At 50.6% G+C, this 13,467-nt stretch carries 9 protein-coding genes and 1 pseudogene; 7 read left to right on the forward strand and 3 right to left on the reverse strand.

Going from position 1 to position 13,467, the window contains the following annotated elements; genetic code table 11:
• Window positions 1–450 precede the first annotated feature (450 nt).
• The 7 genes and pseudogenes from mgtE (at window position 451) to HRU78_13105 (ending at window position 7,837) form a co-directional block, all read left to right on the forward strand.
• On the forward strand, window positions 451–1,893 hold the full coding sequence (gene mgtE / locus HRU78_13075; protein ID QOJ24457.1) for a magnesium transporter: 1,443 nt from the start codon (window positions 451–453) through the stop codon (window positions 1,891–1,893).
• A gap of 172 nt (window positions 1,894–2,065) precedes the next feature.
• Window positions 2,066–3,112, forward strand: coding sequence for a hypothetical protein (locus HRU78_13080; GenBank protein ID QOJ24458.1), 1,047 nt, complete (start codon window positions 2,066–2,068; stop codon window positions 3,110–3,112).
• A gap of 73 nt (window positions 3,113–3,185) precedes the next feature.
• A complete protein-coding gene (locus HRU78_13085) occupies window positions 3,186–3,839 on the forward strand; it encodes an NAD(P)H-dependent oxidoreductase (GenBank protein QOJ24459.1) in 654 nt (217 codons plus the stop codon).
• A gap of 133 nt (window positions 3,840–3,972) precedes the next feature.
• The gene (locus tag HRU78_13090; protein QOJ24460.1) at window positions 3,973–4,221 is read left to right on the forward strand and encodes a DUF2132 domain-containing protein; all 249 of its coding nucleotides are present in this window, start codon (window positions 3,973–3,975) and stop codon (window positions 4,219–4,221) included.
• Window positions 4,214–4,426: an RNA-binding S4 domain-containing protein gene (locus HRU78_13095; GenBank protein QOJ24461.1), complete on the forward strand. Its 213-nt coding sequence runs from the start codon at window positions 4,214–4,216 to the stop codon at window positions 4,424–4,426. Before HRU78_13090 ends, HRU78_13095 begins: the two co-directional genes overlap by 8 nt.
• A gap of 79 nt (window positions 4,427–4,505) precedes the next feature.
• Complete coding sequence (gene rlmKL, locus HRU78_13100; GenBank protein QOJ24462.1) at window positions 4,506–6,719, forward strand: bifunctional 23S rRNA (guanine(2069)-N(7))-methyltransferase RlmK/23S rRNA (guanine(2445)-N(2))-methyltransferase RlmL; 2,214 nt, start codon at window positions 4,506–4,508, stop codon at window positions 6,717–6,719.
• Between the two features lie 1,028 nt (window positions 6,720–7,747).
• A pseudogene (locus tag HRU78_13105) lies at window positions 7,748–7,837 on the forward strand (PEP-CTERM sorting domain-containing protein).
• A 274-nt stretch (window positions 7,838–8,111) separates the two neighbouring features.
• On the opposite strand, the gene HRU78_13110 reads toward HRU78_13105, so the two are convergent.
• The 3 genes from HRU78_13110 to HRU78_13120 form a co-directional block, all read right to left on the reverse strand.
• On the reverse strand, window positions 8,112–8,300 hold the full coding sequence (locus tag HRU78_13110; GenBank protein QOJ24463.1) for a hypothetical protein: 189 nt from the start codon (window positions 8,298–8,300) through the stop codon (window positions 8,112–8,114).
• A gap of 446 nt (window positions 8,301–8,746) precedes the next feature.
• On the reverse strand, window positions 8,747–11,929 hold the full coding sequence (locus tag HRU78_13115) for a CusA/CzcA family heavy metal efflux RND transporter (GenBank protein ID QOJ24464.1): 3,183 nt from the start codon (window positions 11,927–11,929) through the stop codon (window positions 8,747–8,749).
• Window positions 11,930–11,957: 28 nt separating this feature from the next.
• On the reverse strand, window positions 11,958–13,457 hold the full coding sequence (locus HRU78_13120; GenBank protein QOJ24465.1) for an efflux RND transporter periplasmic adaptor subunit: 1,500 nt from the start codon (window positions 13,455–13,457) through the stop codon (window positions 11,958–11,960).
• Window positions 13,458–13,467: the final 10 nt, after the last annotated feature.

Consider the following 13,467-nt stretch of genomic DNA (forward strand, 5'->3'; position numbering starts at 1 on the left):
GCTGAAAAAGGTAGCGAGCGACACGAGAAAGCGCAGTTCTTCAGAGCTTTCCTACGTTATTCAGCCTTAATGTGCATTTTCCCGTCGGCACCCCCGCAGCAAGGTCACGCCGGACCACAGGTTGAAGACAATACTTCCGAAACTCCTCCGCTTGCTTCAATAATCTAGGGAAACGCTGATTAATTCGACGGACGAGATGAAGCACGAGGCGCACGGAACACAGCAACCGAGATATATCAATAAGATAGGCGAGGAAGCGAGTACCGCGCAACGAAGCGATTCGCTCGTATAGTCAATTAATCAGCGTTTCCCTAGCCGCCATTCAATATTTATTGGTATTGGTACAGCTCGGACAGTTATACTTTCCGGTCATTATTCTGCAAACTTTTCTGCGTATAAACAGGTCGGATTCATCTCAACTAAAAACTGCCACGCCGGCGCGAACCCGTTATGACCGAAACAAATAACAACAGCGATCAAGAAGACGCACCGACCCCGCTGCAACAGGCGACGTTTCTGCTGCGCAAATATAAACTGGTCGAAGGATTGGTGAATCTGCAGGATGCACCGGATGAATCACTGGCTGAATCGACGGTGCAGAAACAAAATCTGTCCGAGCTGCAAGCTTTCCTGGATCAGCTCCACCCCGCCGACATCGCGCTGATTCTCGAAGCGTTGCCGCTGGAAGACCGGCTGTTGATCTGGAGCATGGTCAAAACCGACCGGGACGGGGAAGTGTTGCTGGAAACCTCCGATGCCGTCCGCGCTACACTGATCACCGACATGGGCAACCAGGAATTGGTCGCAGCCACGGAATATCTCGATGCCGACGAAATCGCCGATCTTGCCCCTGATTTGCCGCAGGAAGTCATGGACGACGTTTTCCGTTCGCTGCCCATGGAAGAGCGCGAACAAGTGCGCGCTGCCATGTCGTACGCGGAAGATTCCGTCGGCGCCTTGATGGATTTCGATGTCATCACGATCCGCGAAGATGTCCGCATGGAAGTCGTGCTGCGCTATTTGCGCATGCTGGACGAAATGCCCGATCATACCGACCAGCTCTTCGTGGTCGACCGGAATGAAGAGTTGAAAGGCGTGTTGCTGATCAACCGCCTGCTCGTCAGCGATCCGGACACCTTGGTTGCCGATGTCATGACCAACGAAATAATCAAACTGCACCCGGACGATGTCGCCCAGCAGGCGGCCAATGCATTCGAGCGTTACGACCTGGTCTCCGCTTCCGTGGTGGATGACAACGATAAATTGCTGGGCCGGGTCACCGTCGACACCGTGATCGATTTCATCCGCGATAAAGCCGAGAACGAAGCGCTGAATCTGGCCGGTTTGAGCGAAGAGGAAGATCTCTTTGCACCGGTCTTGAAGAGCGTGCAAAACCGCTGGGTGTGGCTGGCCATCAACCTGGTCACCGCGTTCATCGCCTCCCGCGTCATCGGTCTGTTTGAAGATTCCATCGAAAAACTGGTCGCGCTCGCCGCGCTGATGCCGATCATCGCCGGCATCGGCGGCAACTCCGGCAACCAAACCATCACCATGATCGTGCGCGCGCTGGCGTTGGACCAAATCAACACCAGCAGCGCCTGGAAGCTCATCACCAAAGAAGTCGGCGTCAGTATCGTCAACGGCCTGCTGTGGGGAACCATCGTCGGCCTGTTCACCTTCGCCATTTACCAAAACGCCGAACTCGGTCTAGTCATGACCTTGGCACTGGTGCTGAACCTGCTGCTGGCCGCACTACTCGGTGTCTTGATCCCGCTGACCCTGCGCAAATTCGGCCGCGACCCGGCCATCGGCTCCAGCGTGATGATTACGGCCGTGACCGATAGCGGCGGATTCTTTATTTTTCTGGGGTTGGCGACTATTTTTTTGTTGTAAGCAAAAGAAACATTTGACTTGACCGACCAGCTGACTCAATCCTCTAAATGTTTTTATGAGAAATGAATACCGCATAATTGATTTTCATGAACTTGGTATACCTAGTATCGAGGTCTACGGCAATCAATTTCACTATCAAGATTTATATGAGATCGTGGGCTGCAAACAATACATGACCGCATTCCAATTGAGAGCCGGAAGTAAATCATCTGAGGAGTTTGGATTAGCAGTTGTAGGAGTCATCAATTACGATCACAAAAGCTTAAAAGAATTGGAAGATTCCTTGATTAATGGGGAAGAAATTTCAGAAATAACAGTTCGTATAGATTCACCAGAACGAGATCTCTCATTAGAGAAAAGAGGTAACCTAAAATATCGAGGGCTAGCAGTATCAGATATCGAAAAAATATCTTTTCTTCCCTATAAGAGTGGGATCGAAAAACATGAATCCGGGGAAAAGAAAGTGCCCAACCTAATAGAGATAGAGGTTGATAGTATTGGCATGGATAAAGATACCTTAAATCAGAACTACCTAGCGTCAAAAATTAATACCGGAACAAATCTAGTTCAATATGAAAAAGAACAGCTCATTGGAATAACATTAGCTTTTAATGGCGGTAGGATTGATTCAAGGCTTTTAAAGTATTTGGGCTACAATGAGCGCGACTTACAAGACAATCTCAATATATGGAAGCACCTATATGAGGTAAAAGCAAGGCGCAAACAATTAAGCGATGTTGACGAAAAAAACTATCATGAAATAAAAAATATCTTATCGTTAGAAAAAATGAATAAGGTTATAAAGGAATTAGTAAATTCTGGATTTACTAATTCTGCAGATGAATCAGATAAGATCATTTTAAGAGAGATATTTAGGTCTATAGAAAACTTCTCACCCTCGATACTTTTACATGGAAAAAACCAAGTTTATTGGGATCTAACCTCATACGTTCATATTGCGCTAAGACATGTAAAAGACTACCAATTAGGCACTTACAAATGCAAAACACCATTTCCATATAAGGCAATCGAACTTGAGTCCTTAATAGAGAAGGTATTGCATCGGATAGAGGATGAAATAAAAGAACATTTGATCAAAGGAATCAGTAATGATTTTAGTCGTCATGGGAAAATGGCTGTTTTTTATAATGAAGATCACTATCATTTGCGCATTAATTCCGAAGGGAAATTGACACAGTTTCATGTAGTTGGATCATAATTTAACAAATCTCTCCAGTCGATCGCTAACACATAGTGTTATATTCCCATGCTAGAAAGAGTTTAAAATACCCATGAAATTCCTGATCTTCCTTGGCACAGTTCGCGACAGCTCACCCCCCAACCCTCCCCGCCTTGGCCTGAGAGTCGCAAGAGCTTGCGTAGCCCAACTTCATCAAGGTGACATTTCAGTGGAGCTGATCGATCCGCTGGATTTTGATCTTGGCTCGATATTCAAACCACACTTTTCATACGCGCAAGGCAAAGCGCCCGCTCAGCTCCAATCCTTAGCGGACAAAATCGCAGCCGCGGATGGTTATGTCATGGTGAGTCCGGAATACAATCATTCGCTGAGCCCGGCTTTGGCGCATTTGCTCAATCACTTCGGCAGTTCGCTGTTTTCGTACAAACCCAGCGCGATTGTCACTTATTCGGCGGGGCAATGGGGCGGTGTCAGGGCGGCGGTGGGGATGCGGTCTTTTCTGTCGGAACTGGGCTGTTTGCCGGTTTCAGCGATGATCCATGTCCCGAAGGCGCATGAAGTGCTTGCCGAGGATGGAAGCTTTCTCGCATCCGTCGACGCGGAAAGATGGACAAACTATTTTGCCAGGTCCTTCGCGCAGCTCACTTGGTGGGCATCCGCCGCGCAAAATCAGCGGAATGCTATCGACCCGCTTAAACTGACGCCCGCTTTTAAAAAAGATCCCTCACAAAGAAATGCTCCCTAAGCTTATGAGTTGCTAAACTGCTCAACCTAGGTCGTATGCTGGATATGGAAAATGTACATTAGGGTTCAAATGTTTCATTCCCGGGCAGATGCAGCCCGTATAATACAACCCAATTAAGATTATCCCTGTAACCATGCCCGCCCCTGAAAGCAACAAGCCCTCGCAAACCAAAAACCCCTTGCAAGGCGTTACCCTGGAAGCGCTTCTGACCGAGCTGCATGCACGGGTTGGCTGGGAGGGGCTGGCTAAAAGGATCGATATCAATTGCTTCAAACAAGATCCCAGCATCAAGTCCAGTTTGAAATTTCTGCGTAAAACGCCGTGGGCCAGAGAGAAAGTCGAGGCCCTCTACATCCAATTGAAACAAGGTAGCCATGAGTGAATTCAGTCTTAAAGGGCACGACACGATTGCATTGAACGATCTGCTGAAGATCACCGGTCTGTGCGGGAGTGGTGGCGAAGCTAAGACCGTGATCGCCAAGGGTAAGGTCAAAGTGGATGGCCAGATCGAGCTGCGCAAAACCTGCAAGATCCGTAACGGCCAGGTGGTGGAATATGCCCGGGAGCAAGTCACTGTAACACTCTGAGCCATCCGGTTCAAAAAAGCCAGCGCGCTGGCGGCACATTCGAGTATCCTACGCGGCTATTCAGCCCAGACCGTAAACCATGACGCAATACCAACTCTTCGCCACTACGCCGAAAGCGATGGAAGGCATACTCGCCAACGAAATCCAGGCACTCGGCGGGCAAAACGTGCAGCAGAAACTCGCCGGTGTGGCTTTTCAAGGCGACCTGGCGATGGCGTACCGCGCCTGCTTATGGTTGCGCACCGCCAGCCGCGTGCTGTTGCTGCTCAGCAGCTTCGAGGTCAAATCGCAGCAGGATCTCTACGATGGCGTGCAACGCATCGACTGGTCCGGGCATCTGAACGCCGACGACAGTCTGGCGGTATCGTTTAACAGCAAGAACAATCCGGCGATCAACAACACGCATTTCGGCGCGCTCAAAGTGAAAGACGCCATCGTCGATCAGCTGCGCGCCAAGTTCGGCAGCCGTCCCAACGTCGATACCGAGTACCCGAGCATCCGCGTCAATGTCTATCTACACAACGACACCGCGCAGTTGAGCCTGGATTTATCCGGCGAAAGTTCGCATAAACGCGGTTACCGCGAAGTCAGCATCGCCGCGCCGATCAAGGAAAACCTGGCTGCGGCGATTCTGCTGCGCGCCGGTTGGCCGGACATTGCCGCGCAAGGCGGCTCATTGATTGATCCGATGTGCGGCTCCGGCACGCTGCTGGTGGAAGGCGCGCTGATCGCCGGGGATATCGCACCGGGGTTGCAGCGCGATTATTTCGGTTTTCTCGGCTGGAGACAGCACGACCCTGCACTTTGGCAAAATATTTGGGACGAGGCGCAGCAACGCCGCGAGATTGGTTTGAGTAAATTGCCGGTGATCGCCGGTTTTGACCAGGATCGCCGCACCGTCGCCGCCGCGTTGCAGCATGTCGAAAACGCCGGGCTGGCGGGAAAAATCCACATCGAAAAGCGCGACATTGCCGATGCTTCCGCAGCAGAAAGCTGGGCGAAAGGGCTGATCGTCTGTAACCCGCCGTATGGCGAACGGCTCGGCGATGAAGAACAAGCCGCCTTGCTCTACCGTCAGTTCGGCGAGGTGTTAAAGCAGCGCTTCACCGGCTGGCAAGCGGCGATGATCATCGGCAACCCGGAATTGGGCTTCCGGCTGGGCATCCGTTCGCACAAACCGATTACGCTGTTCAATGGCGCGCTGGAGTGCAAGTTATTGCGCTTCACCATCGAGGAAAAAGCCTTCTTTGAACCGAAAGCCAAATCGCAGCAGGAACGTATCGAACACATCAGCCGCCGCGCGCAATCCGGGCAAGCCGACAGCCAAGCGGAGATGTTCGCCAACCGCTTACGCAAGAATCTGAAAAAACTGACCAAGTGGGCCAAACAAAATCAGATCCATTGCTACCGTTTGTACGACGCCGACCTGCCGGAATACGCGGTGGCTGTCGATATATATCAAGGCGAGCAGACTTGGGTCAACGTGCAGGAATACGAATCGCCGAAAACGGTCGATCCCGCCAAAGCCAATCAACGGCTGGCCGGTGTGATGGCGGAAATCCCCAAAGTGCTGGAAATTCCCGCCGATCAGGTTTTTCTAAAAATCCGCCGCAAGCAGAAAAGCACAGATCAGTACGAAAAATTGAGCGATTCGCGTCACTTTCATGTCGTGGAAGAAGGCGGCTGCAAGTTTTGGGTGAATTTCGAGGACTATCTCGACACCGGCCTGTTTCTCGATCACCGGCCCATGCGTTTACTGATCCAACAACAAGCCAAGGGTAAGCGTTTCCTGAATTTATTCGCTTATACCGGCAGCGCCACGGTGCACGCGGCGATTGGCGGTGCGCTATCGAGTGTCACGGTGGATATGTCGAACACGTATCTGGATTGGGCCAGACGAAATTTCGTCCTCAACAGCATTGACGGCGATCACCGGCTGGTGCGCGCCGATTGCTCGCAATGGCTGGCCGAACAAGCCAGTGCCAAACAAAAACCGCAATTTGACCTGATCTTTCTCGATCCGCCTACTTTCTCGAACTCCAAGAAAATGGACGAAGCTTTCGACATCCAGAAAGACCACGTGTCTCTGATCCGCAACGCCGCCACCCTGCTGGCGCCGGGTGGAACCTTATATTTCTCAACCAACTTCCGCCGTTTCAAAATGGACATGGACGCGCTCAGCGATTGGGTCATCGAGGACATCAGCAGTAAAATGATTCCGGAAGATTTCGCGCGCGATGCCAAGATCCATTATTGCTGGCGGATTTCCCGGCGGCGTGACAAATCATCATAAAAAGAAGCGCCTGCAAGATACCCTCGATCAGGCAAAAATCGATTATTAGCAAGTTCTAAAAGCAGAATCGTTGATTAGGGTACTCCTTTAGGGAATATGAATTTTGTTAGTAATGTAGGATTATTGGAAGATAGTGAAAGTACTCCTGAGGACAATGATACTAATAAATCAGGCATATCGTTCTATTTTCTATCACTGTCATCATTGGTATCGTAAGAACAGTGTAAGAATTCATCACATCTTTATTTTTGATATTTCCGGAAAATAGAGAAAGTTGAAGCAAACTTAGGAAAAATTGCTTGAGATTCAAATAAGCAAAATTGAATTGGCTGAATGGGAACTCAAGCTTTATTGTTTTGAAATAAAAATAAAAATTTTTAGGAGCACTACTTAAAATGCGTTCTTTATCTGTTTTAACATTTCTTGCTTTGGCAAGCGGACCGATTGCGGCGGCACCCGTGGTTTTCGATTTCGCGAACCTTAAGTACAACGGTTCCGTCAATAGCGGCTTCCTGCCGACGGATGGAATTGCCTGCAGCGGCGGCGATCTGTGCAGCTCCAATATTTCATCCGTGCTCAACGGCGACCTTTCTTTCACCAACGGCGGCCTTACCGTGCACGCAAAAGGTTCTTACAATGGCGGTGCTTTCGGTTCGGGAGCCGCGGTTGTTCAGGATCACGAGAACGGATATAACGGAAAGCTTTCCGGAAAAGATGCAGTCGGTGCCGGCTTGGGTGTTTATCACGTAAAAACCGATACCAGCGACGATAACATCACTTCCAATGAAAAAATCTGGTTGCATTTCGATCAGTCAGTAGCGTTATCATCGGTTGGTTTTCGTGCGGAAGGGCACAATACAACGGGTTGGATTTCTAATGCGACCTTCCAATACAGTTTCGACAATTCAACCTGGACCTCCGGTTTGTTGCCAAAAGATGTCGGTCAATTCGCTTTGAGTCACACCGGCCATGACTTCTACTTCAAATTCGGCGGCGCTCATGCGGATCAGTTCTATATCAGCTCAATGACCGTATCGGCAGTTCCAGAACCGGAAACTTATGCCATGCTGCTCGCAGGTCTGGGTTTATTGGGATTTAGCACACGACTCAGAAAATAATAGGGATTCATCCGATTTTCTATAGGTACCTGCGAGTTGCAGGTACCGCAGACCGTAACCTAAAAGTCAGAATTTCAAAAAAGCAATCACCCCTCGATACTAAAAATCAGACTCAAGTTCAGCAGATTTTCAGGGCTACATCGCAAACTCAATATCCATGTTTTCGGATCTTCGTAAAAATCCGTAGCTCCCCCAGATTCAAACTCAGAAACTCAATGGCAGTAACAAACTGCCTTGTGTTGTACCACCGGTCAGGATGCCATTTCCTTCAAAATTATTGCATTCTTGTCTTTATGGAACCACGAATGAAGGTATCCAGCAGATAGCTCACATACAAAGAAAGAACGAGATCGGATAAAACCCAGCCCATCATGGATTCTGGCAGCTCGAATGTCGCCATGAGGTTATAAAAAGCGATAGCAAAAATCATTGCGAAAAAAATCAGAACCTGGCTGTTTCTCATAAAAACTCCCTTTAACAAAAATTATTCGAAATTATTTCGAAGCTGTTTTTGAAAGTCACAATTCAAAACTTCACAAAATGTTCACATATTATTCACAATAAATTTATATTTGTCCACAATTTGTTAGTGGTATCATTTTCACAACACAAAGGAAGCATTGATTAACTCGGCGAACGAGATAAAGCACGAGGCGCACGGAACACAGCAGCCGAGACATATCAATAAGATAGGCGCAGGAGCAAGTACCGCGCAACGAAATGATTCGCTCGTATAGTCAATTAATCAGCGTTTCCCTAAGGGAGCTCTTAAAAGGGTAGTAAATGATGATCAAGCTAGGTGAAATCAGGCATAGGTACAATTTACCAGTGATAAATGAGCATGTTGAACCTGATTTCAATGCAGCGTATTCAAGTACAGTAACATTAAAAATTTCCTTAAATATCGTATCACTTATCAATTTCATTTTTTCTATGCACCAATTGATACAACACCGGCAACACCAGTAACGTTAATGCAGTCGACGATAAAATGCCACCGATCACAACTGTAGCCAAAGGCCGCTGCACTTCCGCACCAGTGCCGGTAGCTAGCGCCATCGGCAGAAATCCGATCGATGCGACCAATGCGGTCATTAGCACCGGGCGCAACCGGGTCAGCGCACCGGTTTGAATCGCATCATCCAGCGGCGATCCTTTTTCTCTCAAGCCGCGAATAAACGCCAGCATCACCAAGCCGTTCAGAACCGCCACGCCGGATAGTGCGATAAATCCGACACCCGCCGAAATCGAGAGCGGAATGTCGCGCAGCCATAACGCGAAAATACCGCCGGTCAATGCAAAGGGAACGCCGGTAAACATCAGCAACCCATCGCGCACATTACCGAACATCGTGTACAACAAGATAAAAATAAGCCCGAGCGCAACCGGTATCACGATCTGCAAACGCTGCGCAGCGGAAATCATCTGTTCAAACTGACCGCCCCAGGTAACCCAATAGCCGGGTGGAATCCGCATTTTTTCTGCAATCAGTTGCTCCGCTTCGTGCACGAACGAACCCAGATCGCGGCCGCGCACGTTGGCGGTGACTACGATCCTGCGTTTGCCATTCTCACGGCTGACCTGATTTGGCCCCTGCGTCAATTCAAATCGCGCCACTTCCCCGAGACTGACAAAAACTGGCGCAGCAGGCTGCCCTGCCTGAGCCGGTTGCGCCGCTATGGGTGCGGATGCTACAGCAGTGCTTTGCAGGGGCACGCTGATAGGCAGGCGTTTCAGCGCTTCAATATCGATCCGCAAATGCTCTGGTAGCCGGATTTGCAAATCAAACCGCCGATCGCCTTCGAATATCAAGCCGGTACTGCGCCCCCCTACCGACATGGCAATCACATCCTGCACGTCACGGCCATTCAAACCATAGCGCGCCATCTTGGCACGATCCATCTGAATCGACAGCACCGGTAAGCCGGAGATCTGTTCAGTTCTCACGTCCGCTGCGCCGGGAACGGTTTTCAGCAATTTTTCGATAGCCTCTCCTAAATCCAGCAGCGTATCCATGTCATCGCCAAATACCTTGACCGCCACATCGGCGCGTACCCCCGACAACAACTCATTGAAACGCATCTGGATCGGTTGCGTGAATTCGTAATTATTGCCCGGTACTTTCTGCACAGCCTGCTCCATCGCTGCGATCAGTTCCGTTTTGGTGCGGTGCTCGCCCGTCCACTCCGCCTGCGGTTTCAGAATGATGAACGTATCCGCGACACTCGGCGGCATGGGATCGGTCGCTATCTCGGCGGTGCCGATCTTGGAAAATATTCGTTCGACTTCAGGGAATGTTTTGATGGTTTGCTCCAGTTCATTCTGCATTTCAATGGCGGTGGTCAAACTGGTGCCGGGAATGCGAATGGCGTGCAGCGCGATATCGCCTTCATTCAAGCTGGGAACGAACTCGCTGCCAACGCGGGTGGTCAACAAACCGGACAAAATCACGATGACGATCGCAATCGTAACCGTCAGTTCACGATTCTTCATCGTGGCAGCCAGTAACGGAACATAGGTTTTTTTAGCCCAGGTCATGACACGGCTTTCCTTTTCCTGCACCTTGCTGGATAAGAACAATGCAATGGCAGCCGGAACAAACGTAATCGAAAGTATCATCGCGCCCACCAGAGCTGTGACCACAGTCAGCGCCATTGGATGAAACATTTTCCCTTCGACGCCCGTCAGCGCAAAAATCGGCAAATAGACGATGATGATGATCAACTCACCGTAGATGAGCACCCGCCGCGCTTCGCGCGAGGCATCGAACACCAGTTCGAGGCGCTCTGGAAGCGTCAGACTCCGTCCCAGCCGCGTCTGTTCATGCGCCAGCCTGCGGATGCTATTTTCGACGATCACGATCGCGCCATCAACGATGATGCCGAAATCGATCGCGCCCAGGCTCATCAGATTGGCGCTGACATGATTGGCTACCATGCCGGTAAACGTGAACAACATCGACAACGGAATCACGAAGGCCGCAATCAGCGCCGCGCGCAAATTGCCGAGGAATAGCAACAGTACCACGATCACCAGCGCCGCGCCTTCGAGTAGATTTTTCGCCACTGTATGAATGGTTTTATCGACCAGCGTGGTGCGATCGTATACCGGTGTCGTGACGACGCCTTCAGGTAAGTTGCGGCTGATTTCTTCGAGTTTTCTGGCGGCAGCCTGGGCCACAATGCGGCTATTTTCCCCGATCAGCATATGCACCGTGCCCATCACGACTTCCTTGCCATTTTGCGTCGCCGCACCGTTGCGCAATTCCTTGCCGATCAGAATATCGGCCACGTCCTTGACGCGGATCGGTGTCCCTTGGCGAGATCCCAGAATGATATTGCCGATTTCAGCCAGATCAGCAATCTGACCGGGAACGCGAACCAGATACTGTTCACCGCTTCTTTCGATATAGCCGGCGCCGACGTTCAAATTGTTGCGCTCCAGCGCCGTCATCAAATCGACCAGCGATAGACCGAAGGAAATCATTTTTTCCGGATAGGGCACGACATGAAATTGTTTGACATAGCCGCCGACGGTATTGATCTCGGTCACTCCTTTCACCATGCGAAGTTGCGGCCGGATCACCCAATCTTGAATTTCGCGCAAATCGGTGGTGGTATAGGGAGTGCCGTCAGGTTTCCGCGCACCTTCCTTGGCCTCGATCGTCCACATGAAAATTTCACCCAAGCCGGTCGAAATCGGCCCCATCATCGGCTCGATGCCAATGGGCAAACGGCCTTTGGCTTCCTGGATGCGCTGACTGACCTGCTGGCGCGCGAAATAAATATCCGTTCCATCATCGAAAATGACCGTGACTTGCGACAATCCATAGCGGGAAATGGAGCGGGTATAGTGCAAATGCGGCAGCCCTGCCATGATCGTTTCAATCGGAAAGGTAATGCGCTGCTCAGCCTCGATCGGCGAATAACCCGGGGCATTCGTGTTGATCTGCACCTGCACGTTGGTAATATCGGGCACAGCATCGATCGGCAGTTTCTGGTAGCTATAAACGCCGATGATAGCCACCATCGAAACCACCATCAAAACGATGGCGCGCTGATAGATGGAGATATGGAGTATGCGTTCAAACATGATGATCTACCTCGGTTATGTTGCCGAATTAATGATCGTGGCTGGCGCCAGCCTTGCCCAGTTCCGCCTTCAGCGCGAAACTATTGCCGCCGGCGTATTGTTCCCCCGCAGACAGCCCCTTCAGCACTTCAACCATTTCGCCATCGCTGCGCCCCAGCTCCAGAGGACGAGCTTCAAAATACTGATCGTAACGGCCGAATACCACCGTCCAGTCTCGTAACGTTTGCAGGGCGCTCACCGCCACCGCCACGGGAACCTGGATTTCTTCCGCCACCAGTTCAGCATTGACAAACATACCGGGACGCCAGCGCCCATCTTTGTTGTCAAGCTCGACCCGGGCCGTCGCGGTGCGGGTCTGGCCACCGATCAGTGTGGAAATATACGTCACAGTGCCCTGGCTTTCGATATCCGAAGCGGTTGCTTTGACCGCAACCTTCTGGCCTTCGTGAATGATATTGAGATCTTTCGGATAAACCGTAACCGCCGTCCATACCGTGGACACATCGGCGATAGTATAAATTTCGCGATCTTCCTTCAGCGCTTCCCCCAGCGCAATCGCTTTGGCGATGATGATTCCTGAGATCGGCGCGCGTATTTCATAATGCGCGTAATTGGATTTGAGGTAATTAGCGTCTGGTTGCACACCCAGGGCGCGCAGTTTGGTGGTGGCAAGTTCCAAAGCAATCTGGGCTTCGTTCCACAATTCCTGCGCCAAAAGAAAATCTTGTTTGGCGCTGATCTTTTCCTCCCATAACTGTTTTTCACGTTCATATGTCGTTCTCGTCAGCGCCAAGCGTTTTTTCGCAACGAAATACTGGCTGCGCAAATCCGCCAGCATCGGGCTTTCGATCACCGCCAGCACCTGGCCCTTTTTGACATGCTGACCATGATGTCCTTGCACATCGGTCACCAGACCGGCAACCCGCGGCACCACCCGCACGATGTTATGTTCGTTGAAAACCACTTCTCCCGGCAGTTTCAGCGTCGGGCGAATGATTGCCGACCCTGCGGTCAGAAGTTCGATACCCATACTTTTCAGCATGTCATCGGCTATTTCCACCCGTCCTTCGACCTGGCTATGGCTCCAGCGCATGATTTTGCCGTTATGTTCAGCCGCAACGGCGATATCAAATGAATGCGGCTCTTCCACGACATGATCGCCAAGCAAATAATCCGCTTCCGGCGTAAATTTAAAGAGCTGCGCTGGCGCGCCCAGGCGAGATAACGTTACCGCTGCTTTGGCCGCCGTCGGCGGCAACAATGTCCCTTTTTCATACAAAAATATCCGGAACTGCGGCGGCACGCCTTTTTCAAAGATCGTCAGCTCCACACTAAAATCATTGTCAGTAAACAGTTTCCCACCCCTCGGTCCAGTGCCCGGTTGACCTTCAGCCGATTTCTCACTGGCACGCATTCCCTCCGCCTCCGCAGTCACCGTAGCCGGCTTATCCAAAGTCAAAATCAATCCGCCGAGTACTATCCCGATGGCAATCACAATCAAAATGGGTATCCATCGCGCTTTATTCATAAATTTAATC

Source organism: Gammaproteobacteria bacterium (genome assembly GCA_015709635.1).
Taxonomy (GTDB): Bacteria; Pseudomonadota; Gammaproteobacteria; order Burkholderiales; family Nitrosomonadaceae; genus Nitrosomonas.

Bases quoted from the DNA above. Each gene is read 5' to 3' on its own strand.
- mgtE (QOJ24457.1), top strand. From the start codon at position 451: ATGACCGAAACAAATAACAACAGCGATCAAGAAGACGCACCGACCCCG.
- HRU78_13080 (QOJ24458.1), top strand. From the start codon at position 2,066: ATGACCGCATTCCAATTGAGAGCCGGAAGTAAATCATCTGAGGAGTTT.
- HRU78_13085 (QOJ24459.1), top strand. From the start codon at position 3,186: ATGAAATTCCTGATCTTCCTTGGCACAGTTCGCGACAGCTCACCCCCC.
- HRU78_13090 (QOJ24460.1), top strand. From the start codon at position 3,973: ATGCCCGCCCCTGAAAGCAACAAGCCCTCGCAAACCAAAAACCCCTTG.
- HRU78_13095 (QOJ24461.1), top strand. From the start codon at position 4,214: ATGAGTGAATTCAGTCTTAAAGGGCACGACACGATTGCATTGAACGAT.
- rlmKL (QOJ24462.1), top strand. From the start codon at position 4,506: ATGACGCAATACCAACTCTTCGCCACTACGCCGAAAGCGATGGAAGGC.
- HRU78_13110 (QOJ24463.1), bottom strand. From the start codon at position 8,300: ATGAGAAACAGCCAGGTTCTGATTTTTTTCGCAATGATTTTTGCTATC.
- HRU78_13115 (QOJ24464.1), bottom strand. From the start codon at position 11,929: ATGTTTGAACGCATACTCCATATCTCCATCTATCAGCGCGCCATCGTT.
- HRU78_13120 (QOJ24465.1), bottom strand. From the start codon at position 13,457: ATGAATAAAGCGCGATGGATACCCATTTTGATTGTGATTGCCATCGGG.